The organism is Glutamicibacter sp. 0426 (assembly GCF_001906485.1).
Classification (GTDB): Bacteria; Actinomycetota; Actinomycetes; order Actinomycetales; family Micrococcaceae; genus Glutamicibacter; species Glutamicibacter nicotianae.
Window position 1 is genome coordinate 545,136 of sequence record NZ_MPBI01000001.1, and the last position, 26,177, is coordinate 571,312.

Annotated in this window: 26 protein-coding genes and 7 tRNA genes; 11 read left to right on the top strand and 22 right to left on the bottom strand. The window is 61.6% G+C overall.

The window, feature by feature from the left end; translation table 11 throughout:
* The first annotated feature begins 20 nt into the window (after window positions 1–20).
* From BKX98_RS02570 to BKX98_RS02585, 4 genes are all read left to right on the top strand, one after another.
* Complete coding sequence (locus tag BKX98_RS02570) at window positions 21–590, top strand: hypothetical protein (protein ID WP_038991854.1); 570 nt, start codon at window positions 21–23, stop codon at window positions 588–590.
* Window positions 591–734: 144 nt separating this feature from the next.
* On the top strand, window positions 735–1,088 hold the full coding sequence (locus tag BKX98_RS02575) for an N-acetyltransferase family protein (RefSeq protein ID WP_369826760.1): 354 nt from the start codon (window positions 735–737) through the stop codon (window positions 1,086–1,088).
* 21 nt (window positions 1,089–1,109) lie between these two features.
* The gene (locus BKX98_RS02580) at window positions 1,110–1,445 is read left to right on the top strand and encodes a hypothetical protein (protein ID WP_073706054.1); all 336 of its coding nucleotides are present in this window, start codon (window positions 1,110–1,112) and stop codon (window positions 1,443–1,445) included.
* 45 nt (window positions 1,446–1,490) lie between these two features.
* Entirely contained in the window at window positions 1,491–1,874 is a 384-nt protein-coding gene (locus BKX98_RS02585) for a hypothetical protein (RefSeq protein ID WP_073706055.1), read from the top strand.
* Window positions 1,875–1,884: 10 nt separating this feature from the next.
* Here BKX98_RS02585 and argG read toward each other — a convergent pair whose 3' ends face one another.
* A complete protein-coding gene (gene argG, locus BKX98_RS02590; RefSeq protein ID WP_038991851.1) occupies window positions 1,885–3,312 on the bottom strand; it encodes an argininosuccinate synthase in 1,428 nt (475 codons plus the stop codon).
* Window positions 3,313–3,447: 135 nt separating this feature from the next.
* Between argG and BKX98_RS02595 the strand changes: the two genes are divergently transcribed.
* A complete protein-coding gene (locus BKX98_RS02595; RefSeq protein WP_073706056.1) occupies window positions 3,448–4,422 on the top strand; it encodes an aldo/keto reductase in 975 nt (324 codons plus the stop codon).
* 73 nt (window positions 4,423–4,495) lie between these two features.
* Here BKX98_RS02595 and BKX98_RS02600 read toward each other — a convergent pair whose 3' ends face one another.
* Window positions 4,496–4,969 carry a Rieske (2Fe-2S) protein gene (locus BKX98_RS02600; RefSeq protein WP_038991849.1) on the bottom strand — a complete coding sequence of 158 codons (474 nt, stop codon included), beginning with the start codon at window positions 4,967–4,969 and terminating at the stop codon, window positions 4,496–4,498.
* Window positions 4,970–5,966: 997 nt separating this feature from the next.
* On the opposite strand from BKX98_RS02600, the gene BKX98_RS02605 reads away from it, so the two are divergent.
* Complete coding sequence (locus BKX98_RS02605; RefSeq protein ID WP_073706057.1) at window positions 5,967–7,658, top strand: sodium:solute symporter family protein; 1,692 nt, start codon at window positions 5,967–5,969, stop codon at window positions 7,656–7,658.
* Complete coding sequence (locus tag BKX98_RS17195; protein WP_038991847.1) at window positions 7,658–7,789, top strand: putative transporter small subunit; 132 nt, start codon at window positions 7,658–7,660, stop codon at window positions 7,787–7,789. The genes BKX98_RS02605 and BKX98_RS17195 overlap by 1 nt, the downstream gene beginning before the upstream one ends.
* Window positions 7,790–7,974: 185 nt before the next feature.
* Here BKX98_RS17195 and BKX98_RS02610 read toward each other — a convergent pair whose 3' ends face one another.
* The 8 genes from BKX98_RS02610 to msrB form a co-directional block, all read right to left on the bottom strand.
* Complete coding sequence (locus BKX98_RS02610) at window positions 7,975–10,098, bottom strand: 3-hydroxyacyl-CoA dehydrogenase NAD-binding domain-containing protein (protein WP_073706058.1); 2,124 nt, start codon at window positions 10,096–10,098, stop codon at window positions 7,975–7,977.
* A 10-nt stretch (window positions 10,099–10,108) separates the two neighbouring features.
* Complete coding sequence (locus BKX98_RS02615; RefSeq protein ID WP_174787687.1) at window positions 10,109–11,359, bottom strand: acetyl-CoA C-acyltransferase; 1,251 nt, start codon at window positions 11,357–11,359, stop codon at window positions 10,109–10,111.
* Between the two features lie 159 nt (window positions 11,360–11,518).
* Window positions 11,519–12,769: an HRDC domain-containing protein gene (locus BKX98_RS02620; protein WP_038991842.1), complete on the bottom strand. Its 1,251-nt coding sequence runs from the start codon at window positions 12,767–12,769 to the stop codon at window positions 11,519–11,521.
* A gap of 46 nt (window positions 12,770–12,815) precedes the next feature.
* Entirely contained in the window at window positions 12,816–13,454 is a 639-nt protein-coding gene (locus BKX98_RS02625) for a DUF3000 domain-containing protein (RefSeq protein WP_038991840.1), read from the bottom strand.
* Between the two features lie 61 nt (window positions 13,455–13,515).
* A complete protein-coding gene (locus tag BKX98_RS02630) occupies window positions 13,516–14,577 on the bottom strand; it encodes a low specificity L-threonine aldolase (protein ID WP_073706059.1) in 1,062 nt (353 codons plus the stop codon).
* Window positions 14,578–14,658: 81 nt separating this feature from the next.
* Window positions 14,659–15,363: an SDR family oxidoreductase gene (locus tag BKX98_RS02635; protein ID WP_233125264.1), complete on the bottom strand. Its 705-nt coding sequence runs from the start codon at window positions 15,361–15,363 to the stop codon at window positions 14,659–14,661.
* Window positions 15,364–15,385: 22 nt separating this feature from the next.
* On the bottom strand, window positions 15,386–16,771 hold the full coding sequence (locus BKX98_RS02640; protein WP_073706441.1) for a DUF6421 family protein: 1,386 nt from the start codon (window positions 16,769–16,771) through the stop codon (window positions 15,386–15,388).
* Window positions 16,772–16,922: 151 nt separating this feature from the next.
* Window positions 16,923–17,366, bottom strand: coding sequence for a peptide-methionine (R)-S-oxide reductase MsrB (gene msrB, locus BKX98_RS02645; RefSeq protein WP_073706060.1), 444 nt, complete (start codon window positions 17,364–17,366; stop codon window positions 16,923–16,925).
* Between the two features lie 62 nt (window positions 17,367–17,428).
* Between msrB and BKX98_RS02650 the strand changes: the two genes are divergently transcribed.
* Entirely contained in the window at window positions 17,429–18,652 is a 1,224-nt protein-coding gene (locus BKX98_RS02650; RefSeq protein WP_038991831.1) for a S9 family peptidase, read from the top strand.
* Between the two features lie 91 nt (window positions 18,653–18,743).
* On the opposite strand, the gene ybaK is transcribed toward BKX98_RS02650, so the two are convergent.
* The 3 genes from ybaK to BKX98_RS02665 are packed head-to-tail and all read right to left on the bottom strand — an operon-like array spanning window position 18,744 to window position 20,657.
* The gene (ybaK, locus tag BKX98_RS02655; protein ID WP_073706061.1) at window positions 18,744–19,247 is read right to left on the bottom strand and encodes a Cys-tRNA(Pro) deacylase; all 504 of its coding nucleotides are present in this window, start codon (window positions 19,245–19,247) and stop codon (window positions 18,744–18,746) included.
* A gap of 58 nt (window positions 19,248–19,305) precedes the next feature.
* Window positions 19,306–19,746, bottom strand: a complete 441-nt coding sequence (locus BKX98_RS02660) for a SufE family protein (protein WP_038991829.1) — start codon at window positions 19,744–19,746, stop codon at window positions 19,306–19,308.
* Entirely contained in the window at window positions 19,743–20,657 is a 915-nt protein-coding gene (locus BKX98_RS02665) for a sulfurtransferase (protein WP_073706062.1), read from the bottom strand. Before BKX98_RS02665 ends, BKX98_RS02660 begins: the two co-directional genes overlap by 4 nt.
* A 215-nt stretch (window positions 20,658–20,872) precedes the next feature.
* Between BKX98_RS02665 and zapE the strand changes: the two genes are divergently transcribed.
* A complete protein-coding gene (gene zapE / locus BKX98_RS02670; protein WP_073706063.1) occupies window positions 20,873–21,913 on the top strand; it encodes a cell division protein ZapE in 1,041 nt (346 codons plus the stop codon).
* Window positions 21,914–21,937: 24 nt separating this feature from the next.
* Here the strand turns inward: zapE and BKX98_RS02675 are convergent, their stop codons facing one another.
* From BKX98_RS02675 to BKX98_RS02715, 9 genes are all read right to left on the bottom strand, one after another.
* A complete protein-coding gene (locus tag BKX98_RS02675; protein WP_073706064.1) occupies window positions 21,938–23,125 on the bottom strand; it encodes a benzoate/H(+) symporter BenE family transporter in 1,188 nt (395 codons plus the stop codon).
* Window positions 23,126–23,282: 157 nt separating this feature from the next.
* Entirely contained in the window at window positions 23,283–23,492 is a 210-nt protein-coding gene (locus BKX98_RS02680; RefSeq protein WP_038991825.1) for an antitoxin, read from the bottom strand.
* Window positions 23,493–23,733: 241 nt separating this feature from the next.
* Window positions 23,734–23,806 (bottom strand) — tRNA-Gly (locus BKX98_RS02685).
* A 15-nt stretch (window positions 23,807–23,821) separates the two neighbouring features.
* Window positions 23,822–23,897: transfer RNA gene (locus tag BKX98_RS02690), tRNA-Gly, on the bottom strand.
* A 45-nt stretch (window positions 23,898–23,942) separates the two neighbouring features.
* A tRNA-Val gene (locus BKX98_RS02695) sits at window positions 23,943–24,014 on the bottom strand.
* Window positions 24,015–24,068: 54 nt separating this feature from the next.
* Window positions 24,069–24,141, bottom strand: a tRNA-Gly gene (locus BKX98_RS02700).
* Between the two features lie 45 nt (window positions 24,142–24,186).
* Window positions 24,187–24,258: transfer RNA gene (locus BKX98_RS02705), tRNA-Val, on the bottom strand.
* 26 nt (window positions 24,259–24,284) lie between these two features.
* Window positions 24,285–24,355 (bottom strand) — tRNA-Cys (locus BKX98_RS02710).
* A 54-nt stretch (window positions 24,356–24,409) separates the two neighbouring features.
* Window positions 24,410–24,482 (bottom strand) — tRNA-Gly (locus tag BKX98_RS02715).
* A gap of 192 nt (window positions 24,483–24,674) precedes the next feature.
* On the opposite strand from BKX98_RS02715, the gene BKX98_RS02720 reads away from it, so the two are divergent.
* A complete protein-coding gene (locus BKX98_RS02720) occupies window positions 24,675–25,517 on the top strand; it encodes a PD-(D/E)XK nuclease family protein (protein WP_073706442.1) in 843 nt (280 codons plus the stop codon).
* A gap of 93 nt (window positions 25,518–25,610) precedes the next feature.
* Window positions 25,611–26,174: a peptide deformylase gene (def, locus tag BKX98_RS02725; RefSeq protein ID WP_066138885.1), complete on the top strand. Its 564-nt coding sequence runs from the start codon at window positions 25,611–25,613 to the stop codon at window positions 26,172–26,174.
* Window positions 26,175–26,177: the final 3 nt, after the last annotated feature.

Below are 26,177 nucleotides of genomic sequence, written 5' to 3' on the forward strand. Positions count from 1 at the left end.
GACCTGAAAAGGGAAAACCTATGGCGATTGTTCGCACCTACCGTTTGGATGAGAAGAACGTACTGCATTTCCGTGAAGCGTGGTTCCAGCAGTTCGAGAACGAAGAACTGGGCCAGTTCGTGATCAACCACGGCTCCGTTGGCCATATGTCGCAAACCAGCGATGTGCAGGACGTCGACAACGATCGCGCGGACGAGTTGTTCGCCGGCTTCATGGAAGCCTGCGCAGAAGCTGGCTACAAGGAAATCGAAGCGGAAGACCAGTCGTGGGTGATCGTCCAGTATGCGCTGAAGTCGGCCAACGGCACCGAGCGTGACCACTACCTTGAAAAGAAAGCCAAGGAAGCATTGACCGGCCACCTGGCATGGCGCGGACTGGGCACCGTGGAGTCCAGCGATTTCGGCAACCGCAAGCTGAACATCAGGGTACTCTCTCCAGCGCCAAAACTGGCAGTTGCGGCGATCAAGACGTGCATCCGCGAAGCGAAGCTGGACTTCACCAAAATGAGCATCGGCGTCGCACCCTACGCTGAAGTGAACAAGCTGAAGATGGCCCACCCAATGCCGTCAAAGCCCATGTCCATCGACTAGCCGCAGATGGGACTGGGCATTCCCGCGCCGCAACCGATGCGGGCAGTGGACTACCCGGCCATCCGCAGGCTGTCCCAAAGCTTGGGGCGCCATGCAGAACCTGAACTGTGGGGGAGCTGAGAGTGCCAGCTGGTCATCAAGAACCTGGATGGCCAACTGCTTGGCTGGTCCCGTGCCCATTGGTGGGAACCGGCTGATGCCACAGCTCCAGCTGGTTATTACCTGGCTGGGATCGAGGTTGCCCGCGGATGCCGGCACCAGGGAGCGGGTCGGAGCCTGACGGAAGCACGGCTGGACTGGATTGCCCAGCGCGCTTCGAGCGCATGGTGCGTGGTCAATGCGCAGAACGCCGCGTCATTGGCGCTCCACCGCTCCCTGGGCTTCGAGGAAGTGGCCCGGGCTGCGCAGCTGGGTACCGTGGTTTTCAGCGGCGGCAGCGGCGTGCTGCTGTCCAAGGATTTGGTGTCTTCGCGCAGTGCAGCGAAGGCGCAGGTTTGAACGAGCAGGATACAAGGAGAAATGATTCCACAAGAAGACCGGGACGAAACCCCTGGCGCTCAGCGTAAGACGCCGCGGATGGGCGCAACCCGCACACCGCTGCACCTGGTGTTCCAGGCCTGCGTTGGCGTCATTATCGGCATCGGCATCACCTCGCTGTTCTCCGGGGCCGGCCACGCGCAGCTGGCTCTGGCTGGCGTCATCGTGGTGATCGCAGCCTGGATCGTCGAGCAGGGTTTCCGCCTGCCAGCACCGAACACCACTTCCGGCGCCCGCATCCGGCTGGTGCTGCGCCTGGTCTCGCTGGTCGGCTTCACCATCGCGGTCAGCCCGCTGCTGCAGCTGATCGAGGCCTAGCCTTGGGGCGTCGGGCGCTCCAAGCTCCAGCGCACGTTGCGTCCGATGCTGTGGCCTGCTGCCCAGGTGCTGATTGGGTTCGCTGCCGGGATCGTGCTGGCCAAGACGATGACGCTGCCCGAGGAGCAAATCGCGTTGATCGCCACCGTGATCACGCTGGTTACCTGGTTGACGGATGAAGCGGTGAAGCTGAGGGCCAAGGACACCCGTGTGGGAACTGTGGTGCACGGAATCCTCAGGTTCCTCCCGCTGGTCGGGTTCATCATGGCCCTGCACTCCCTGGCCGCGCTCAACGGCCTGGCCCCTCTAAGCCCCTGCCGCCCGGCTGCAAACCGGGCAGTGCCCTGGCCTCCTGCACAAGAAAAAGCTCGGGCGGATCCTTCCAGTCAAGGAAGGATCCGCCCGAGCTTTTCAGCGCTTGGGGCGTGAGCCCGCGAGCTTAGTCGGTGCCTGCGTCGAAGGCAGCAGACTCGATAGCGCGGTCGGTAGCCAGATCGTCGCTGTCGACCTGGGTAGCGTTCACGATCGCGTCGGCTCCGCCGGCTTCCAGCGAGCCGACCAGCTTGGCGGTGGTGCCGCCGACCAGTCCCATGTTGGCGTACTGTTCCAGGCGGCCTCGGGAGTCGGCGATGTCCAGGTTGCGCATGGTCAGCTGTCCGATGCGGTCAACCGGGCCGAAGGCTGCATCGCCTACGCGCTCCATGGACAGCTTGTCCGGGTGGTAGCTCAGGTTCTCGCCCTCGGTGTTGAGGATGGTGTAGTCGTCGCCGCGGCGCAAGCGGATGGTCACGGTACCGGTGATGGCCGAGCCGACCCAGCGCTGCAGCGATTCGCGCAGCATCAGGGCCTGCGGGTCCAGCCAGCGGCCTTCGTACATCAGGCGGCCCAGGCGGCGGCCTTCGTTGTGGTAGCTGGCCACGGTGTCTTCGTTGTGGATCGCGTTGACCAGGCGTTCGTAGGCGATGTACAGCAGCGCCATTGCAGGTGCTTCGTAGATGCCGCGGGACTTGGCCTCGATGATGCGGTTCTCGATCTGGTCGCTCATGCCCAGGCCATGGCGGCCACCGATGATGTTTGCTTCGTTGACCAGGGCAACCGGATCGGTGAATTCCTTGCCATTGATGGCCACCGGGCGGCCGGCGACGAAGGAAATCGAAACGTCTTCGGTCTTGATCTCGACGTTTTCGTCCCAGTACTTCACGCCCATGATCGGCTCAACGGATTCGATGGAGCTGTCGAGCAGTTCCAGGGTCTTCGCCTCATGCGTCGCGCCCCAGATATTGGCGTCGGTCGAGTAGGCCTTTTCAGCCGAGTCGCGGTATGGGAAACCGTGTTCCTGCAGCCATTCGGACATTTCCTGGCGGCCGCCGAGTTCTGCAACGAAGTTCGGATCCAGCCATGGCTTGTAGATGCGCAGCTTCGGGTTGGCCATCAAGCCGTAGCGGTAGAAGCGCTCGATGTCGTTGCCCTTGTAGGTCGAACCGTCGCCCCAGACGTCCACGCCATCTTCGCGCATGGCGCGAACCAGCAGGGTGCCGGTGACGGCGCGGCCCAGCGGGGTGGTGTTGAAGTAGGTCTTGCCGCCGGTGCGGATGTGGAAAGCGCCGCAGGCGAGTGCTGCGAAGCCTTCTTCAACCAAGGCAGGCTTGCAATCAACCAGGCGGGAGTTCTCTGCACCGTACTCCAGCGCACGGCCAGGTACTGCATCGATATCTGGCTCATCGTACTGGCCGAGGTCGCCAGTGTAGGTGTAAGGAATGGCGCCTTTGTCGCGCATCCAGGCTACTGCGACCGAGGTGTCGAGGCCACCGGAGAAGGCGATACCGACGCGCTCGCCTACAGGGAGATTGGTAAGAACTTTAGACATGTCTCCATCCTAATGGATAAATATGCAATGCAGTGAATTGTGCCGTGAAATGTTGAGCACATGTACCTACCAGATAGCCTAGGGGTATAACGCCGCTCAGTGAAGCGGATGAGTAAACCAACAGATGAGGTGTCCATGGAATTCCGTCAGCTAGGCCGCAGCGGCCTGAGCGTTTCCGTCGTCGGGCTAGGCTGCAACAACCTTGGCCGCGCAGGTACTGCAACGGAATCCCAGGAAGGAACCGACGCAGTGATTAAGGCGGCCCTCGATGCGGGCATCACGCTCTTCGACGTCGCGGACATCTATGGCAAGGAACCGGGGCTTTCCGAAATCCGCCTCGGCAAGGCGCTGGGTCCTGCACGCAAGGACATCGTGCTGGCCACCAAGTTCGGCATGGATATGCAGGGCGTGAACGGACCGGACTTCAACGCACGAGGCTCGCGCCGCTATATTGTCAGAGCGGTCGAAGCGTCGCTCAAGCGACTGGGAACTGACTACATCGACCTGTACCAGTTCCATACGCCGGATGCGAAGACCCCTATTGAGGAAACCTTGCGGGCCCTGGATGATCTGGTGTCTAGCGGCAAGGTTCGCTATATCGGCCATTCGAACCGCTCCGGCTGGCAAATTGCCCAGGCGGAGTACGTCGCCCGTGAGTTGGGAACCGAACGCTTCATTTCGGCGCAGAACCACTACAACCTGATTGACCGCCGCGCGGAACTCGAAGTGCTGCCGGCTGCTCGTGAATTCGACCTGGGTGTTTTGCCCTATTTCCCGCTCGCGAACGGGCTGCTGACCGGCAAGTACTCCAAGGGGCATGCCCCGGAGGGCACCCGCCTGACGCATGCGCGCCAGCACCTGGTGGAAACCAGCGATTTCGAGCAGCTGGACCGGTTCAATGCCTTCGCTGCCGAACGGGATCTGACGCCGGTCGAATTGGCGTTCTCGTGGCTGGCCACGCAGTCGCCTGTGGCCTCGGTGATTGCGGGCGCTACTCGTCCCGAACAGATACGCGCCAACGCCGCTGCCGTTCGCTGGGTTCCGACGGAGACCGAGCGGGCCCAGATGGACGAGCTCTTCCCGGGTCCGGAAAAGGTTGCCTTGTTCTAGCGGCATCTGGGCCAAGCGCGAAGGGCTGAACCCTGTGGGGTTCAGCCCTTCGCGCTTGATTAGAGCTGGGAAACTACTCTGCGGCGGTGACGTAGGCGATGATGTCGTCGCCTTGAATTGCCGCAGCGTATCGTGGCAAGGCAGCGATAGCTGGACCATCGGTTACGGTTCCGTCAGCGGGTGCAAATCGTGAGCCGTGGCAGGCGCAGTAGAAATCTTCTTTGCTGGATTTAGGGGTTACCGCGCAACCCTGATGGGTGCAAACGTTCGAGTACGCCAATACGGTCTTCTCATCCTTTCGGAAAAGCAGAATGCCGACATCCTTTCCGGACGGATCCTTGGCCGGTGCCAAGGCGCGTGATCCAACGGGCAGATCCTTCGTCTTCATGAGCGCCTGTCCTTCGCCGGTTGGTTCCGGGATCGGCAATGCCTCGGGGGTGTCTGCTTCAGAATGTCCATCACCGCAGGCGGTCAAAAGAGCGGCGGAACCAAGTGCTGCCGAAGCGCACATGAATGTGCGGCGGGCTGGTCGGGCAATGTCAGTCATGATCCCATTCTGGCAGAGATCTCTGTGCTGGCGCTAAGCGCCGAACGCCTGTGCTTGGCGATCGCCGCGTTCGTGGAATGCAACCGGCAAAGGCGCTGTTCATTTGCCGTTCACCTATCCGGCTATCGAACCTTATGCATATTTATGCATCAGCGTCGAATTCACAGCGTGGGCCGTTGGGGGCCGGTCTCGTTGGATGCGGCTTGAGCCCTGGGTTCTGCCCATGGTTAGTAATCTAGGTGGGGTTTTACCTGCGCGTGAAGCTTCGTCGCAATGCCGCCTAGCAGTTGGGCTGGAAGTGGCCAAATCTAGATATTTTCCTGCTGAGGTTTTCCTGTTTTTGTGCGCGCCGTTACGCGCGAATGAACGCCGTCTGGTAATTGATGCAGGAGATGGATTGATTTGAATGGCTTGGTTCGCGCTTGGCGGGCTGGTCGGCTGGCTCACTGCCTGGCGGCTGATAGTTCGGATATCTTTGCATTCATGCTAATATTTGGATAGCTAGTTGAAGCTAACATTTTCGGAGAGTGCTTTAACTGTTCACCTGTCAGGCATATTGACGCCGACCGAGATACTCCGCGCGGTGATCGCGTGTTGAGTTCCGGGTAGCAGTCCTCCGATGGAAAACAGGCGGTATTCGCCAATGCGAATGCCACGCCTGTACTGACCCGAAGCGCCGTTACGCGCAAGGCTGGATAGCCGCAAGCGAGATGCAGGCGAGCCAGGGGTCTGGATTCACGTTGTGAAGCCAAAACACCAGGTTCTGGAGTGAATCCAGAAGATGGTGCTCCCCGTTACCAGGGATGAACGATACGAATGAGAAACGAACGAAACTTGAGTGTAGGGAAGTGATTCATGGGCCCAGGGGCTTGTGCGCGTCAGCTGAAATTTACCCCTTGCGATGACATCTCGCGGGAAGACGTGCAGGACAAGTCGCCGGTTGAGCAAATAGCTCCCGGCGCGGATCTCATCACTGTCTAAAAGAGGGAGGTGGCGCGTGGATAACGAAATCGTGCAATTCAGCGCCCTAACTGTTGTCTTGCTTTTGGTGCTCTTCTACGGAGGAACCTTTTTAGTTTCCACCCGGATCGGGAAAAAGAAGGAAAACGCCGACGATTACATGACGGCGGGAAATAAAATCGGATTCGGCATTTCTGCTGCGAGTATGACCGCGACGTGGATTTGGGCTTCGTCGATGTATGCCTCGGCCACGTCCGGCTACACCTACGGAATCTCCGGCCCCATCCACTACGGTCTCTGGGGTGCGTTGATGATTCTGTTCATCTACCCATTCGGCAAGCGGATCCGCAAGGTCGCGCCACGCGCGCACACCCTCGCCGAGGTCATGCACGCACGCCACGGCCGCTCCAGCCAGCTGATGCTGGCCGGATCCAATATTGTCGGTTCGGTCATCTCCCTGATGTCCAACTTCATTGCCGGCGGCGTATTGATCTCGATGCTCTCGCCCTTCAACTTCATCCAGGGCGTGCTGGCCGTCGCCAGTGGCGTTCTGCTCTACACCCTGTGGTCCGGGTTCCGTGCTTCGGTGCTGACCGACTTTCTCCAGGTCGTTGCGATGCTCGGCGCCGTGGCGATTATCGTGCCAGTCATCTTCTTTGCCGCAGGCTTCCCGGCCGCGTTCGAAACCGGCGCAAGCAACCTGACCCCGCAGCAGTCCAACTTCTTCTCTTCCGAAGCATTCCTGGGCCAGGGCGCACCGTATATTGCCGCGGTACTGGCCTACGCAATCGGCAACCAGACCATTGCCCAGCGTCTGTTCGCAGTGCGCGAGGACCTGATCAAGCCGACGTTTATCACCGCAACCGTCGGATACGGCGCGATGGTCATCGGCGTGGGCATGCTCGGTGTGCTGGCCCTGTACCTCGGATTCGAACCATCCGGTGGCGACATGAACAACCTCATTCCTGAGATGGCAGCCAGCTACCTGCCCGGTGTTCTGCTGGCGCTGTTCTTCATCATGATTATTGGTGCGCTGTCGTCCACAGCCGACTCTGACTTGGCGGCACTGTCTTCGATCATGATGGCTGACGTATACGGGCAGAACGTCGCCGGCAAGGACAAGGCTGATCCGAAGAAGATGCTGCTCATTGGACGTGCGACCATGGTCGTTGCCACGGCCCTGGCAGTCGCTTTCGCGAGCATGCAGCTGAATATCCTGGACCTGCTGGTCTTCGTTGGTGCCCTTTGGGGCGCACTGGTATTCCCGGTTTTGGCCAGCTTCTACTGGAAGAAGGTCACGAACAAGGCCTTCACCGTCTCGGTACTGGTTGCCCTGGCGATCTTCATCCCGGTTCGCTTCGAACTGATCCCAATCAACGGCATCACCGGATTCCTGATCGAGTTGCTCGCGGTGATTGGCATCGGCGTGGTCCTGGCATTGATGAGCTTCGGCTTCTTCGGCCTGCGCGTCGCCAAGATTGTCGGAGTCGTGGCAATCCTGGGCAGCGCTCCGTTCGCCTTCGGTTTCCTCCGCGATTACACCACCTTGAGCGCGTCGCTGGTGGCCTACTCGGTCAGTACCATCGTCTGCTACCTCATGTCCTTCAGATCCAAGATGGAATTCGACTTCGATGTGATCGCGATACGCACCGGCGACTTCGACGTAGTTGAGGCGCAAGCCGAAACCGCAGAATCCGGACGCGACGCACAGAGCCTGGGAGGCAAATAATGACGGCGTTTTTCTTGAGCCTGTATGTGCTGGTATGGCCAGCGATCGTGGCAGGAGTGCTGTTCTTCATCAGCAGGGGTTTTATCCAGGAATGGCTGGAAGCCCGTCGCAACGGCGAGGACATCATCTAGCTGCTAGCGGGCGCAGCTCCTCAGAACGCGCGAACCCCGTACAGCGGATCCAGCTGTACGGGGTTCGCGCATCTTCAAGACAGCAAAGAGCCGAGACCAGCTTCCCGATGGGGAAGAGTCTCGGCTCCTTGCCTGGTTCCACCGCCCAGGGAAAAGCGATGCAACCAAAAACGGCCGGTTGGGTACTAGCCGTTGAACTTCTTGCCGTTGACGCGTTCGGAGGCGCCAACCTGGTCAAGATACGGGGTAATGCCGCCCAGGTGCATCGGCCAGCCGGCACCGGTGATCATGCACAGGTCAACGTCGGCGGCTTCGGCAACGACGCCTTCATCCAGCAGCAGTCCGATTTCTTCGGCCAGCGCGTCCTGGACACGGGCCAGGATCTGTTCTCCGGTCGAGGGCTGATCGCCGAAGGACATCAGCTTTTCAGCTTCAGGGTTGAGCACCTGGTTGCCTGCCTCGTCCTTGACCCAGAGGGTCGTGATCTTTGCATCGATCAGCTTCTGCAGATTCCCCGAGATGGTGAAGCGATCGCCGAAAGCGGCGTTCAGCGACTCGTTGACGTGCTGCGCGACCGGCAGGCCCACCATGGCCAACAGGGTCAGCGGGGTCATCGGCAGGCCCATTGGGGCCAGTGCCGAGTCAGCTGTCTTCGCGTCGGTGCCCTCATCGAAAGCTGCCTGGACTTCGCTCATCAGGCGAAGCAGTACGCGGTTGACCACGAACGCGGCTGAATCCTTGGTTTTCACCGCGGTCTTCTTCAGCTTCTTGCCCAGCACGAACGCGGTGGACAGCGCGGAATCGCTGGTCCATTCGGTAGCGGCGATTTCCAGCAGCGGCATCACTGCGACCGGGTTGAAGAAGTGGAAGCCGACCAGGCGTTCTGGGTGCTCAAGGTCGCGCCCCATCTCGGTGACCGAGAGCGAGGAGGTGTTGGTCGCCAGGATGCACTCGGGGGAGACCACTGCCTCTACCTCTGCGAAAACCTGCTTCTTCACGCTCAGTTCTTCGAAGACTGCCTCGATGACGAAATCGGCATCGGCGAATGCCTCCTTGGTGACCGAGCCGGTAACCAGGGCCTTGGTGCGGTTCACCGCATCCTGGCTCATCCGGCCCCTGGCGTGCAGCTTGTCGATCTCGCCGTGGATGTAGGCCAGTCCCTTGTCCACCCGCGATTGATCCAGATCGGTGATCACCACCGGCACGTTCAGCCGGCGGACGAACAGCAGGGCCAGCTGGCTGGCCATCAGGCCGGCGCCGACGACGCCCACCTTGGTGACCGGGCGGGCGAGCTTGGGATCCGGTGCGCCGGCCGGACGCTTTCCGCGCTTCTGGACCAGGTCCAGGAAGGCGTACACGGTATTCTGGAACTGCGGGGTGCGCATCAGCCCGGTCAATGCCTCGACCTCAAGGGCGGCCGACTCCTGCTGCGAGATGGCCAGGCCCCGGCGGAAGACCTCAAGCACCTTGTACGGCGCGGGGGCCGCGCCGGAAAGCTTTGCGTCGACGAACTTCTCGGCGGCATCGGCCGCCTCAAGCCAGCGGCGGGCAACTTCGGGATCGCTGGGGTCAACGGCGTTGGGGCGCTTGACCTCGGTGGTTCCGGAGATGACGCCGTCAGCGAAGGCAATTGAATGCTCGATGAAGTCGGCCGATTCGAATAGGGCATCGGCAACGCCCATCTTCGCGGCGGCCGGACCGGAGAGCGTACGGTTGTTGTTCAGCGGGTTCTCGATCATGACCTTCAGCGCGTTCTCCGGGCCGACCAGGCGTGGCAGGCGGTAGACACCGGCCCAACCCGGGATCAGGCCGAGGAAGCCTTCCGGCAAGCCCAGTGCGCCGGCGGTGGTGCTGACCGTGCGGTAGTTGCAGGCCAGTGCGATTTCCAGGCCGCCGCCGAGCGCCAGGCCGTTGATGAAGGCGAAGGTGGGGACGCCCAAATCGGCAAGCAGCTCATAGGTGTAATGGCCCAGCGAAGCCATGGCCGTGGCCTGGCTCGGTTCGCTCAGGCGGGTGACGGCCGACAGGTCGGCGCCGGCGATCAGGAAGAATGGCTTGCCGGTGATCGCCAGTGCGTGGATCTCGCCGTTCTTCGCGCGTTCTGCCTGGACTTCAAGCGCAGCGCGCAATTCCAGCAGGCCGTTGGGCCCGAGCGTAGTCGGCTTCTTGTGGTCCAGCCCGTTGTCCAGGGTCAGCAGCGCCATGGTCTTGCCGCTGGGCAGTGCCACATCCTTCACGTAGGAGTGGGTGACGGTCTCGTCGTGCATCAGCTGCGCGACAGCCTGGAAATCTTTGCTCAATGCAGTCATTGTCTCTTCCTTATGCCTTGCTGCCGAAGTCCGCGTGGTTTGGATTTTCCCAGATCACTGTGCCGCCCATGCCCAGGCCGATGCACATCGTGGTGATGCCGTAGCGCACCGAGTGGTCCTCGGAGAACTGGCGGGCCAGCTGGGACATCAGGCGCACGCCGGAGGAGGCCAGCGGGTGGCCCACCGCGATGGCCCCGCCGTAGCGGTTCACCCGCTCATCGTCTTGGTCGATTCCGTAGTAGTCGAGGAAGGAGAGCACCTGGACGGCGAAGGCCTCGTTGATTTCGAACAGGCCGATGTCGTTGATGCCCAGGCCGGCCTTGGCCAGGGCTTTTTCGGTGGACGGAACCGGTCCGTAGCCCATCACATCCGGTTCCACTCCGGAGAAGGCGAAGGAGACCATGCGCATCTTCGGTTCCAAGCCCAGTTCGCGCACTGCGGCGCCACTGGCCAGCAGGGCGGCGGTGGCGCCGTCGTTCAGGCCGGCTGCGTTGCCTGCGGTCACGCGTCCGTGGGCGCGGAATGGGGTGCGCAATTCGGCCAGCGATTCCATGGTGGTTCCCGGCCGCGGAGGTTCGTCAACCGTGTTCACGGCCCAGCCTTCGCCCGGGCGCTTGGCGGCCACGGGGATCAGGTCTGCCTGGATCTGCTGGTTCTCGTAGGCCTTGGCCAGCTTTGCCTGGGATGCGACGGCGTACCGGTCGGCGCGTTCCTTGGTGATCGCCGGGAAGCGGTCGTGCAGGTTCTCTGCGGTATTGCCCATGTTCAATGCCTGAGGGTCGACGATGCGCTCGGAGAGAAAACGCGGGTTCGGGTCGGCTCCGGCGCCCATGGGGTGGTTGCCCATGTGCTCCACGCCGCCGGCGACGACAACGTCGTAGGCGCCGAAGGCGATGCCGCCTGCGGTCGCGGTCACCGCTGTCATGGCCCCGGCACACATGCGGTCGATGGCGAAGCCGGGCACGGACTGGGGGATGCCGGAGAGCAGGCCGACGGTGCGGCCCAAGGTCAGGCCCTGGTCGCCGGTTTGCGTGGTTGCGGCGATGGAGATTTCGTCGATTTTCTCGGCGGGTACTTCAGGGTTGCGTTCCAGCAGGCCGCGTACCGCCTTGACGGCAAGGTCATCGGCGCGGGTACCGTGGTAGATTCCCTTGTCGCCGGCTTTGCCGAACGGGGTGCGTACCCCGTCGATGAAGACGACATCGCGGTCGTCGAGCGATGGGTGCGCGCTGTTGCGCACGGTCGAAGCGTTGGCAGTCACCGTCGGGCTCCTTGGGTTGGTTCATGCTGCCCGTGGAGTACAGGGCAGTGGCCAGCATCACTGTGACCTGAACCATACGTTACTCAGGAGTAACTTGAAGTGCAAGTTGCCGATCCCCGCGAATCGGTGAACCTTCGGCGAATTACTCTGCGGATCCGCTCAGGCCTGCTTCAATGCCGCGGCCAGCTTGTCCGAAAGCAGTTCACGCTGCCATTGGCGGGCACCGAGGTTTTCCAGCATGTCCGCCACACTGGCTTCGCTGATCCGCGCCGGTGCATTCCAGCACACCTCGCGCAGGTACTTGGGAGTCAGCAGATTCTCGCCGGGAATGTTCCACTGCTCGCTCACGTCATTGACCACTTGCTTGGCAGCTTCCAAGCGGTTCGCGGCATCAGGGTTCTTCTCGGCCCAGGAGCGGGGGTGCGGCAGACCGTTTTTGGGTGCCCGCAGATCGGGCAGGTCGCGGGTGCTGTTGCCGCGCTGGATGGCATCGACCCAGCGCGCGGCATCGCGCTTGGCATTGCGTGTGTGGAACCCCGGAATCTGCAAGAGCGCCGGAACGCTGGTGGCGCGCTGCTCCACAGCTGCCATGATGGCGCGATCCGGGATCAGCCGGCCTGGGGCCACGTCGCGGCTCTGGGCCAGGGATTCGCGCGAGATCCACAGTTCGCGGGCTACCGCGAGGTTGCGGCGGCTCTTGAGCTTATGGATGCCGGATAATTTCCGCCACGGCGTTTCTGCCGGGACAGGGTCGGGCAACGTGCGCTCATGCTCGAATTCCTGTCGGGCGAACTCCAGCTTGCCCTGCTCTTCGAGCACCTGGGCGATGGCCTGGCGAAGCTCTTCGAGGACTTCCACATCCAGCGCGGCGTAATTAAGCCACGATTCGGGTAGCGGGCGGGTGGACCAGTCGACGGCCGAATGCTCCTTGGCCAACTGCAGCCCGAGCAATTCGCCGACCATCGTGCCCAGGGAAACTCTGGGGAATCCTGCGAGGCGGCCAGCCATCTCGGTGTCGAACAGCGAGGTCGGTGACATGCCTAATTCATGCAGGCAGGGCAAATCCTGGGTGGCGGCATGCAGGATCCAGGGCTGCTGGTTGACGAACTCGCGCAGCGGCGCCAAGTCATCCAAGGTCTCCGGATCGATCAGCCATGTTCCTGAGCCGTCTCGGCGGATCTGCAGCAGGAAGGCGCGCTGGCCATAGCGGAACCCGCTGGCTCTTTCGGTATCCACGGCCAAGTCGCCGGTGCCCGCTTCCAAGGCACGTACTGCACGGCGCAACGCTGGTGCGGTGTCGATGACTTCGGGGATCCCGTCGCGCGGTGCGGCCAGCGGTGTCAGAACCGGCGCGGCAGCCTCTGCGGCGGGAGTGGATGATGCGGGAGCGGAAGAGTCAGAATTCGGCATGATGCTTCCATTCTAGGACTAATCGGCGCCACCGCAGCGATGATCGCTAGCTCAGGCGGCGGTGGGGCAGTTGCTGCACACCTTCGGGCAAGGGCGGCAGTCCGGCAAAAGTGCAGACCATATCTGCCCACGCGCTCAGGTGCGCGCCGAGATGATCCGAGTCCGGCGACCATGAAGCGCGCAGCTCGATATCGATGTGGTCTTGTTCCCCGGCTAGATTGCCGAAGGACTCGGAAATCACGCGGGTCGCGGTGCCGCCTGCTGAATGGTAGGCGGCGTCGCGCTCGCGCAGAGCTTCTTCGAGCCACGACCACGCGACCGAAGCCAGCATGGAATCCTGGCCCATTTCATGATCCAGCCGGGCGCGAATATAGGTGACGATGCGGAACTGGCCATTCCATAGTTCTTGGCCCGCCGGGTCGAAAAGGAGAATGAAGCGACCGGTGGCAAGCTGCTCGGCTGGTTGCAGGAACGGGGTGCGGCCGATTTCCTGGCCCTGGGGTCCGTGTCCGGGGGCAACCACATCCATCACATCGCCGCTGAGCGCCAGCGCGAAAGGAGCCAGCCTGCCGGGGGCCGGGATTTCGGTGAATTTCAGTTCCTTGCGCACCTTGGCATGCGACAACTCGTCAAGGGCCTTGGCAAAGGCCTTCGGAATGGCGGAAGCAGGGCGATCATTGGTCACAATTTGAGTCTAAGCGTGCCGTACCCGCGCATGGGTACGGCACGCCGACCGGGACTGCATGCTATGCGGCGGCGTAGGCGCCCATCAGCTCGCGCAGCTTCGCGATGAACGCGGCAACATCTTCCTCGGTGGTGTCGAAAGAGCACATCCAGCGCACCTGGCCGGCCGCGCGGTCCCAGTCGTAGAAGCGGAAGTGCTCGCGCAGCTGATCGCTGACTTCGGTAGGCAGCTGGGCGAAGACGCCGTTGGCCTGGGTGGGGTAGACCAGCTGGACGCCATCAATTTCGTCGACTGCCTGCGAGAGCTTGGCGGCCATGGCATTGGAATGGCTCGCCAATTCGCGCCACAGATCGGTGCCGTAGAGCTCGATCAGCTGGGCGGAGATGAAACGCATTTTGGAACCCAGCTGCATGTTCATCTTGCGCAGGTACTTCAGATCCTTGGCCAGCTCGCTGCGCAGGGTCAGGATGCCCTCGCCGAGCAGGATGCCGTTCTTGGTGCCTCCGAGCGAGACGATATCCACGCCGGCATCCGTGGTCAGCGCGCGCAGCGGAACGCCCAGGGACGCCGCGGCGTTGGACAGGCGCGAGCCATCCAGATGCACCTTCATGCCCAGCTTGTGCGCATGGTCGGTGATGGCCTTGATCTCCTCGGGCGTGTACAGCGTGCCCAGCTCGGTGGCCTGGGTGATCGACACGGCCAGCGGCTGCGCGCGGTGCTCGTCGCCCCAGCCCCATGCTTCTTGGTCGATCAGCTCCGGGGTGAGCTTGCCGTCCGGGGTATCCACCTGCAGCAGCTTGAAGCCGCCGATGCGCTCGGGCGCACCGTTCTCGTCCACATTGATATGCGCCGACGATGCGCAAATGACCGCGCCCCAGCGCGGCAGCAACGACTGCAGCGCGATGACGTTGGCACCGGTGCCGTTGAACACCGGGAAGATCTGGGCTTCGGGGCCAAAGGTATTGCGGGCGACGTTGCCCAGTTCCTCGGTGTACTGGTCTTCGCCGTAGGAAATCTGGTGGCCGCCATTGGCGCGGGCAATGGCATCCATGATCCGCGGGTGCACGCCCGAGTAGTTATCCGAAGCGAATCCGCGAACCGAAGCGTCGTGGGTAAAAGTCATGCTGAGGTGGTCCTTAGTGGTTCAAGGGGTGAAGTGGTGTGCGATGCCAGGTCGCGCCTGGGTGCGTGTCCTGGCCAATCATCAGGCCTTGGGCAAGGCGATGCGGGCGCCATTGAACTCGCCGGCATCCTGCTCCAGCAGGTCCACGGCGGCCTGGGCGAGGAATTGCACCGGGGTATGCCCGGAAGGGGCTTCCTCAGGTGACTTGTCGCTCAATGCCTTGACGACCCAACTCACTGCGGCGGCGTTTTCGGCCTGCTTGGCGAACAGGCGGGCGATCGCATTGACCCAATGCTCCGCGGCGGCCTTGATGGCTCCGTAGTTGGCATTGGACGGGGTCGGGTTCAGCACCGCTTCGGCGCTCACGATGGCCAAGCGTCCTGCGGGGGAAGAGACCAGATCATCGACGAACGCGCGGGAAGTGTTGCGCAGGGTGGTCAGCACGCTGTGGTGCAGGAACTCCCAGTCCTCGTCACTTTGCCCGGTAATGGATTTGCCGCCGCGCCAGCCGCCGACCAGATGGATCAGCGCATCGATGCTGCCGTGCTCTTCATGGACCTGCAGCGCCAGTTGCTTGACCGCGGCGAAGTCGCCCAGATCGCATTCATAGCGTGCATGGACGAACGGCAGGCGCTCATCGAGCCGGTCTTGGTTGCTTCCTACCGCAAGCACCCGCGCTCCGGCATCAACCAGCGCGGTGGCGCTGGCAATGCCGGAGGCGGAAGTAGCGCCGGCAAGGAGCACTAATTTGGATGTCTCGTTCAAGGAGATGCTTTCTCTGCTCACATTTTCCAGCCTAGAGGAAAGGCTAGATTTTCGTTGCCCCGGTCATGCCCTTGGTCGATTCGATGACGGAGGCCATCTTCTTGTTCAGTGCTTCATAGAACATCGACAGCGGGAATTCGTCGTCCATGACCTGGTCCGTGATTTCGCGCAGCGGTGCGGTCAACGGCAGGGCCTCGGGGCCCTTGGCCCAGACCGAAGCGGGGTTCGGGGTGACGGTGGCAGAAACCAGTTCGTAGGCTGCAAGCCAGTGAGCCAGCTTCGGGCGGTCGATGGACTTCCAGTACAGTTCGTCGATCGCATCCCCCAAGGCTGCAACCACTTCGGGCACCTGATCCCAGTCAATGCTCAGCTTGGTGTCGGTCCAGTGCAGCACATGGTGCTGGTGCATCCAGGCGAACAGCAGCTGGCCGCCGAGGCCGTCGTAGTTGCGCACGCGCGAGCCGGTGATGGCGAAGCGGAAGATGCGGTCGAAGATCACCGCGTACTGCACGAGCTTGGCCATCTTGGCGCTTTTCGCATCCGAATCCGGATTCGCGGCGATCTTCATGCATTCGCGGAACGCGGTCAAATCGCAACGCAATTCTTCCAGCGAGTACAGGAAGAAGGGCATGCGCTGCTTGATCATGAACGGATCGAACGGCAGGTCGCCACGCATGTGGGTGCGGTCGTGGATCAGGTCCCACATGATGAAGGTTTCTTCGGTCAGGTGCTGGTCCTTGAGCAGCTCTGCTGCGTCCGCAGGCAACTCGAGGTTGGTGATGCGGCTGGCTTCCTGAAGGACCTTGCGGAAGCGCACTGCTTCACGATCCTGGAAGATTGCGCCCCAGGTGAATGACGGGGTCTCGCGGATCGCTACGGACTCCGGGAAGAGCACGGCGGAATTGGTGTTGTAGCCTTCGGTGAAGTCGATGAAGCGCAGCGGCACGAACAGCGCGTTGGTGTAGTCCTTGGCTTCCAGGTCGGCGATGAACTCGGGCCACATCACCTGCACCAGTACAGCTTCGAGGTGGCGGTTGGTCGAGCCGTTCTGCGTGTACATCGGGAAAAGCACCAGGTGCAGCAGGCCGTCGATGCGCTGGGTCTGCGGCTGGAACTGCATCAGCGAATCGAGGAAGTCGGGCACGCCGAAGCCGGCATCGGCCCACTGGCGCAGATCCGCGACCAGCTGCTCGAGGTATTCGGCATCGTGCTCGAAGTGCGGGCGCAGGGACTGCACCGACTCGATGATGGAATCAACGAGTTGGACGGCCTTCGGTGCGAAAGCGCTATCGGCCAAGGAACCGTCCTGAGCCTGCAGTCCCTGGAACTCGGTGGCGGCAGACTTCAGCTTCAGCCAAGCTTGCGAGTTTGCGATCTGCAGTACTTCTGCGTCGGTGGCCGGTACTGGCTTGGAGGAAATCTGAGTCATTTCATACACCTTCTTTTTCATGTTTTGGGGCAGCGTTCAAGTGCTTACCTTGAACGCTACGCCCAAACAACAGAAAAGGTGATGCTAAGACCTTAGTGAATAAGCAACTCTTGCTCTAAATGTGATCCACGCCTTGCCACCGTCAAGGGCATTAGCCCTGGGCCGGGCGCAGGGTCAGGCTCAAGGAGTTCATGCAGTAACGCAAATCAGTCGGGGTCTTGAATCCTTCGCCCTCGAAAACGTGGCCCATGTGCGAATCGCAATTGGCGCAGCGCACCTCAACTCGCTTCATGCCCAGGGACTCATCGCTGATGTAGCGCACCCGGTCCTCGGCCAAAGGCGCGAAGAAGGAGGGCCAGCCGCAGCCGGCATCGAATTTCGTGGTGCTCGCGAACAGTTCCGAACCGCAGGCCCGGCAGGAATACACGCCCTCGGTCGTGGTATCCCAGTACTCGCCGGTGAAGGGGCGCTCGGTCCCGGCTTGGCGCAGTACATGGAATTCCTCGGGAGAGAGGATCTGCTGCCACTGCACATCGCTGCGCGCGGCCACCTCATCTGGTGATGTTGCTGATTGGTTTACCGATTCATCGCTCATGCAATATAAAACGCTTGAGCAGGCTGGATGATTCCCGGGCCTGCTCATGGAAAGATGAAAACATGGCTCGGAACATCGTAGATACCTTGCAACCCCGCAGCGCAGTGCCTGCAACCCTGATTGGGGTGGGACTGGGACTGGGCGCCGGTTCCTTGGTCGCCGCCAGCGTCTCAGCGCTCGCCGGATACTTCGCCCGACGCGTAGTGACCCCGGAAGAACGCCGCACCGGCAACAGCATCATTCGTGAAGTCGTTACCGATGCCGAGGGCAAGCTCTGGCTGCATTTCACCAAGGATTCCGATACCAGCGAACCCGGGCCCTGCAGTTTCCTGACAGAATTCGATTCCTGCGCCCTGCGGCTTTCCGCGCCGGAACCGGTCCCGGGCAAACCTCGGCTGGTGGCGCGCAAGATCGAGAAGGTCTACCACGGCACCCTCCAAGGGGTGCGCCGCGGCAACCTGTCCGGTGCCATCTACGAGCATCCCTCCGACCTGGGCTTCGATGCCGAAGATGTCGTGGTGCCGTTGGAAGGGGGAGACGGGCCGGCCTGGCTGGTGCGCGGCTCCGCCAACGAGGACATCTGGGTAATTGGCGTGCACGGCCGTGGGGCCCGGCGCAATGAGACCATCCGTGCGCTGCCTGCCTTGGGCGAACTCGGGGTCACCACGTTGCTGATGAGCTACCGCAATGACGGCTTGGCTCCCGGCGCGCCAGATGGACGCTATGGTCTGGGTGATACCGAATGGCATGACGTGGAAGCGGGCATCCAATTCGCACTGGATAACGGAGCGAAGCGGATCATCCTGATGGGCTGGTCCATGGGCGGCGCCATCAGCCTGCAAACCGCCGATCGAAGCGAGCTCGCCCGCCATATCGATTCACTCATTCTGGTTGGCCCGGTCATCAATTGGGTCGATGTGCTTTCGCATCAGGCTCGGGCCAACAAGATCCCGCAATCCGTGGGCCTGTTCGGCCAGTGGCTGCTGTCCAACAAGGCGGGACGCTGGGTGACCGGACAAGCGGCGCCAGTCAATTTGCGCCGGCTGAATTGGGTGGAGCGTGCGGATGAATTGAAGCTGCCAACGCTGATCATGCACAGCCGTGATGACGAATTCGTGCCCAACGGCCCGAGCCTGAAGCTGGCGGCGCTGCGACCGGACCTGGTCACGCTCAAGACATTTTCCAAAGCCGGGCACACCCGGGAACCGAATGTGGATCCGCAGGGTTTCGCGCAGGCGATTACCGGTTTCCTGGGCAAGCGCATGGCATTGCTCGAAACCATTTAGCCGCAGATAGCCAAGGGCCCTGTCCGCGAGATGCGGACGATCAACGGATCGCCGGCTCGCAGGCAGGGCCCTTGGCTTGGCTAGCAAAACATCAGCTGGTGGCGATCGGCGCCCAAATGGCACCGGTCGCCTTCGCTGCATCCTGCGGAGCGATCTCCAGGCTGAAACCGCGACGACCTCCGGAAATGAAGATCGTCTCGAACTGCTGGGCGCTGGAATCAATGACGGTATCGGTTTTCTGGCGCTGCCCGAACGGGGAAATCCCGCCCAGGACATAGCCGCTGCGCCGCTGCGCGGCAGCCTTGTCGGCCATCTGGGCTTTCTTCGTGCCCAACGCGATGCCGATCGCCTTCAGATCCAGCTTCGAATCCACGGGAATCACCGCCACGGCCAGGTCCTGGGTGGCGTTGGCTCCGGTGGAAACCATCAGGGTCTTGAAGACCCGGTCGCCGCTGGCTCCCAATTGCTCGGCCGCTTCGGCGCCGTAGCTCTCGGCCGAGTCGCTATGCGTGTAGCTGTGCGCCACATAGCTGATACTTGCGGCGTCCAGCGCGGCGGTCGCCGGGGTGGACGCGGCCTGCTTCTTCTTGCCCACGTGCCTGGGGATCCTTCTCTGTTGCTATTTGGTGCTGCGCGGCGCTTGGGATTCGCCCCTAGGCAGCCAGCTGCTCTGAAATCTGGCGCTTGATGCGGCCGAGCATGGCCGTCATGCCGCGCATGCGCAACGGCGACAGCGCACGGGTCAGCCCCAGCTGCTGGGGCATGTCATCCGGGACTGCGAGAATCTCTGCTGCTTTGGCGCCATCCAGGCCCGCAGCCAGCACCGAAGCGAAGCCGCGGGTGGTGGGAGCTTCCGGGGGAGCGGAGAAGAACAGGCCTACCGGGTTATCGGCTTCGGCCGAGACCTCCACGACGAGGAACAGCGGGGACTGGCACTCGACGACCTGCTCGAAAAGCTCGGGATGATCAGCAAGGCGTGCCGGCAGCTCGGGCAGCTCGCGCGAATACTCCAGCAGCAGCTCCAAGCGGTCCGCCTCGGGAACCTCGGAGAATTCCTCGACGATCTCGTTCAATGGCTCGGGCAGCTGGCTCATGCGCGGGCTCCACGCTGTGCAGGCACTTCGCCGGCAGCTTCGCCGCGGACGATTGGCACACCCACCGCGTTGCCCCACTCCGTCCAGGAGCCGTCGTAGTTGCGCACGGTTTCGAAGCCGAGCAGGTGCTTGAGCACGAACCAGGTGTGGCTGGAGCGTTCGCCGATGCGGCAGTAGGCCACAACGTCATCGCCCGGCTTCAGGCCGGCGCCATCAAGGTAGATGGCTTCCAGTTCCTCGCGCGAGCGGAAGGTGCCGTCCTCGGCCGCCGCCTTGGCCCAGGGCACCGATGCGGCGGTGGGGATATGCCCGCCGCGCAGGGCGCCCTCTTCCGGGTAATTCGGCATGTGGGTGCGTTCGCCGGTGTATTCCTCGGGCGAACGCACGTCGATCAGCGGGTTGCCCAGGTGGTTCAGGACCTCCGGGAGGAACGCACGGATTTCCGAGTCGACACGCTCGATCACCGGGTATTCGGTGGCGGTGACGGCGGGCTTCTCGGTGCTCAGCTCGCGGCCTTCAGCGATCCACTTGTCGCGGCCGCCATCCATCAGGCGCACGTCTTCGTGGCCGAACAGGGTGAAGACCCACAGCGCGTAGGCTGCCCACCAGTTCGACTTGTCGCCGTAGATGACCACGGTCGAATCGCGGGTGATGCCCTTGGCGGACATCAGCTTCGCGAATCCCTCGCCGTCGACGTAGTCGCGGGTGACCTCGTCGTTCAGCTCGGTGTGCCAGTCGATCTTCAGCGCACCTGGCACGTGGCCGGTGGAATACAGCAAGATGTCTTCATCCGATTCCAGTACTACGAGATTCTCGGCTCCGAGGTTGTCAGCCACCCATTGGGTGGAAACCAGGCGTTCAGGGTGAGCGTACGCTGCATACTTCTCGTTGGACTCGACGGGCAACGACATTCCTAATCACGATCCTTGCGGGTGTCAGTTTTTGCCACGCTGGACACAGCGGGCAACGGGCGTTGCTTCTAGCCTAGTCCCCATCTATGGCGAACACAGTGTGGGCTACGACATTTTCGGCAATGTATCGCCGCGTTCAAGGTAAACTGGCCGATGGGCAAGCCACGGCTTCCCGACCATTTCCTGAGCAATCAACTGAAGGACTCCCACAGCCAATGGCGACGATCACCCACCTGAGCGAGACCAAGCCGAATCTTTCAATCGAAGAACTGCTGGCCGGTTTCCACCCGTCCTACCGCTTTGGTGAAGTATCCTTCAATACCTATCGCCCGGATCCCAACCAGCCGTCGCAGGCCGAAGCGGTCACCAAGCTGAAGGCCTTCGCCGAGTCCGTGGGCAAGAACAACTCCGGTTCGTTCCTCTCCAAGCTGTTCGGGAAGAAGAAGGAAACCAAGAACGGCATCTACCTCGATGGCGGCTTCGGCGTGGGCAAGACCCACCTGCTCGCTTCGCTGTGGCATGCGGCTCCCGGCCGCAAGGCCTTCGGCACCTTCGTCGAGTACACCAACCTGGTCGGTGCGCTGTCCTTCCGCCAGACCGTTGAAGTGCTGAGCCAATACTCGCTGGTCTGCATCGATGAGTTCGAGCTGGACGATCCCGGCGACACCGTGCTGATGTCCCGCCTCATGCGCGAGCTGTCCGACGCCGGCGTGAAGCTCGCTGCCACCTCCAACACCCTGCCCGGCGCACTGGGCGAGGGCCGCTTCGCGGCAGTGGACTTCCAGCGCGAGATCAAGACCCTGTCCGAGCAGTTCGACGTGCACCGCGTCGAAGGCGAGGACTTCCGCCACCGAGGCCTGCCCGATGCCCCCGAGCCGCTGGAAGATGCGCAGATCGAAGCCTTCGCCCAGGACCGCTACCCGGACAAGACCCTGGCCGTTGACAACTTCGATGATCTGTTGGCCCACCTCTCGAAGGTGCACCCGTCGCGCTACCGCCAGCTGGTGGCCGAAACCGATGTGCTGGTCCTGCACAACGTGGACACCATCACCGACCAGGCCATCGCCCTGCGATTCGTGGTTCTTGCCGACCGCCTGTACGACAAGGACGTGCCGATCGTGGCCTCGGGCAAGCCGTTCAGCGAGCTGTTCACCCCGGAAATGATGTCCGGCGGCTACCAGAAGAAGTACTTCCGTGCCGTTTCCCGCCTGACTGCCTTGGCCCGCGAGGGCCAGGTCGGGGAACCAGCCATCTAGGCTGGAAAAGCTGCTCTTGCCACTTCATCGTCGAGCGTTGCGCTCGACGATGAAGTGCGTTAAAAGCCCTGCGACCAAGGCCCAGAAAGCTCCGCCGATCCCGAAGAGCGTGAGATTTCCGGCGGCGACCAGCACCGTGGCCAGTGCACTCAGCCGCCACGCGCTATCGGCCATCGCCCCGAGCAGGGCATTGGCGAGCGTGGCCAGCAAAGCCAAGCCGGCCGCCGCCTGGAACAGTCCCTCGGGCGAGGCGCTGGCCACAGAGACGATCAGTGCGCTCAAGGCCCCGAAGACCAGGTAGAACACCCCTGAACTCGCCGCGGCCCGCCAACGCAGCCGGGGATCTGCCCCGGCTTGCTCCCCGGCAGCCAGAGCCGCGGTGATGGCCGCCAGGTTAATTGCATGTCCGCCGAAGAGCGCCCCGCCTGCCGAGCCCAAGCCGGTCACCAGCATGGTGGATCGCCAAGGGGCCGTATACCCGAAGGAGCTGAGCACAGCCACTCCCGGGATGTTCTGCGACGCCATGGTCACCACGAACAGCGGAACGCTGATGCTGGCAATCGCCTGCCAGGAGAATTCGGGGCTGACCCACTGCAGCTGCGGCAACGCCTCGATCGAATCCCACGCCTCGGTGCGGCCAATGTGCCAAAGGCCGAAACCCACTGCGGCCAGCATGCTCAGCGCGACGGCAAATTTTGGAAGAATCCGAAGCCCGATGAAGAACACCAGCAAAATTCCCAGCGCGGGAAACGGGATGCTGGCCACTGCAGTAAAGGGCTTCAGGCATAGCGGGATCAGGACTCCTGCAAGCATGCCGTGGGCAATCGGCACCGGAATCCGGGTGAGCAGCCGGTGCAAAGACGGCACCAACCCGGCCGACATGATGAGTATTCCGCCAACGATGAATGCCCCCACCGCCTGGTTGAACCCGAACTCCCCGGGCGCCAGCGCGGCGAGCATGGCCGCCCCGGGAGTGGACCAGGCGATGCTGATCGGCAGGCGATGGCGCCAGGACAGAGCAATGGTGCTCAATCCTACAGTGAGGGATAGGACGAGCAAGCCCGAGGCAGCTTGTTCGCGCGAGGCGCCGACCTGGAACAAACCGGCCAGAACGACTGCGAAGGATGCGACGAACCCCACCATCGTGGTAATCAATCCTGCAAGGACCGATTGGGAAAGGGCATTTCCAGTCGTGGGAGTTTGACGAGCCATACTCTTTTTCTACAGGGTGGCACCGGCCGGTCGAAAACCAGAGTGTATTAATTCCACGATATGACACTAAAGCGAAGGTTAAAGCAAAGAAGGTACCGACCTCAGTCGGTACCTTCCATGGATGCTCGGGCAAGCCGAGGGGAGTACTGCGAGGGGATTAGCCCTCGTTGTTCTCGCCTTCGCCTCCACCAAGGCCGTTCAGGTAGTCGTTAGCGCCGTCCTGGACGCCGTCTACCTGCTCTGCGAACTTGCCGCCGGTCTTATCATCGATAAAATCGCCAGCCTGCTCGATACCCTGGGATACCTGCTCTGGGTTCTCTTTAGCGAATTCCTCTGCCTTGCCACGCAGATCATCAAATCCTGCCATGCTGCACCTCCATTCGTCTGTGGGAACCCCTTTAGCTCCACAACTACTAACCACCCTAGATGCTCTTGCCAATGCGTGGAAGCATAAAACGAAAATTTCCCCCAGCTATCTAGATGTTTTGCTGGTGTCTGTCAGGCAGTGCACAGGTTGTCCGCTCACGCGGCATGCTGATGGTGGTGGCTGGAAAGGATGGTTAAAGCAAAGATGGGAATCACGAAAAGTGATTCCCATCTTTATCTTGAGCGGTCAACGAGGTTCGAACTCGCGACCTCAACCTTGGCAAGGTTGCGCTCTACCAGCTGAGCTATGACCGCATGTATTCAATTATTTGGAGCGGTCAACGAGGTTCGAACTCGCGACCTCAACCTTGGCAAGGTTGCGCTCTACCAGCTGAGCTATGACCGCATGTATTCAATTATTAGATCCATGGTCTGGTGAACCATGAGTCCGTGCGCGATACTGGGATCGAACCAGTGACCTCTTCCGTGTCAGGGAAGCGCGCTACCGCTGCGCCAATCGCGCCGAAGATCCACAATGAATCTCGACAGAATCCAAATTCAGAATTTGAATTCACAGAGCGGTCAACGAGGTTCGAACTCGCGACCTCAACCTTGGCAAGGTTGCGCTCTACCAGCTGAGCTATGACCGCATATATTCAATTATTAGATCCATGGTCTGGTGAACCATGAGTCCGTGCGCGATACTGGGATCGAACCAGTGACCTCTTCCGTGTCAGGGAAGCGCGCTACCGCTGCGCCAATCGCGCTAAAAAGATCAGCAATCTTCATTGCGAGGTGGGGACGGGATTCGAACCCGCGTATACGGCTTTGCAGGCCGCTGCCTCGCCTCTCGGCCACCCCACCATACTGACCGGAGTCAGAATGACTAGTTTTACCTAGTCGGTGAATCTTTTTGCGAGCGGACAACGAGGTTCGAACTCGCGACCTCAACCTTGGCAAGGTTGCGCTCTACCAGCTGAGCTATGTCCGCAAAATGTGTTGTTTACTGAACGTTTCCGTTCGCTCCAACGAGTAAAAACTCTATACGAGTTTTCGCATCCCCACAAATCGAAACGCTGAGATCTGGTTCACACGCCCGAAAATCCGCGGAACTACGCGGAAAATTCATTTTTCCGGTACGACTAGGAGCGAAGCAGGCCGAGCGCGTGCCATGATCGTGTGCATGACGTCACCAAAACTGGCTATTCAAACAGACCTGGGCCGCATGTACTGCCGACAAGTCGGAGGCGAAGCGATTGTCCCATCCATCACCACAGTCATCTCCATGGACAAGCTGGACCTGTCAGGTTGGGCCGGGTACATGGCGGCCAAGGCACTCTCGGACGATCATCGACTGGTGCACGCAGTGGGTGACCGTGGCCAGTTGCGTTCCCTGATACGCGATGCCGCCGGTGCGGCCGAGGCCTATCGGGACTCCGCCGCGGCCCGCGGTGATCGAGTGCATAACTACGCTGAGCAGCGAGCACTGCGGGCGCTGGATCTGGAACATGATTTGGAAGCAGCCCAAGCCGCGCTCGAAGCGAACAACGAGTTGGGGTTCGCGCGCCACTTTGACCAATGGTGGGATGACTACAATGTCCAGCCCATTGCCGCAGAGGTGACGGTATGGAATCACAGCGTCGGCTACGCGGGCACCATTGACCTGGTCGCACAGATCGGCGGCCGAACCTGCCTCGTGGACTACAAGACCAAAAACACCGATCGGGACGGCTTCGTCAAGCGCCCCGATGACAAAGTCATCATGCAGCTGGCGGCCGCTTGCAAGGCAGAAGAGCAAGTCGTGGATGCCGAGCGCGGCGCATGGAAAGAGTGGGAATACGGCATCGACACGATGCTGCTCGCTGTGGCCCTTGGCGAGACCGGTTCGCGGACCTTCATGGCACCGCCGCCGGCATTGCCCGACTACTGGGCGAAGTTCTATGCCTTGCGGCGGAACTGGGAAGCTGCATTCAAGATTGCCCAGTCGCGTGCTTCACTGGTCGAAATCACGCCGCCAGCTCAGTAAAGCCCTCCCTTCACCGCGTAGACTGGAACGGTTAGCTTTCGGCATTGCGAAACCTAATACCAATATCCACGGCAGGGAAGGTACCAGCGGATTATGGCGATTTTGGGAATTCGGATCATCGGAGACCCCGTTCTACGCACCCCAGCGCAGGAGGTGACCGACTTTGGCCCGGAGCTCCAGAAGCTCGTCGAAGACATGGACCAGACGATGGAAAACGTCACAGGTGCAGGCCTCGCCGCGCCTCAAGTTGGCGTGTCCCTGCGCGTCTTCACCTACCAAATTGGCGAAGAACGCGGACATATCGTGAACCCGGTGCTGGAGCTCAGCGACGATTACCAGGACGACCAGGTAGAAGGCTGCCTGTCCATCCCGGGCATTGCAGCGCCAGTTCGACGCCGGCGCCACGTCAAGGCGACCGGCTTCGACAAGTTCGGCAATCCGGTGGAAATCGAAGGTTCCGACATGCTCGCCCGCTGCTTCCAGCACGAAACTGATCACCTGGACGGCATTCTGTTCCTGGACCGGCTGGAACCAGAAGAAAAGAAAGCGGCGTGGCGCACCTTGCGGGCCAACAACTACTCGCAGACCGCCAACGCCACGGTGAAAAAACGATCAGGGGCCCTCGGCTCCAGCTTTGGCGCAGGATTGGGGTTCTAGCTC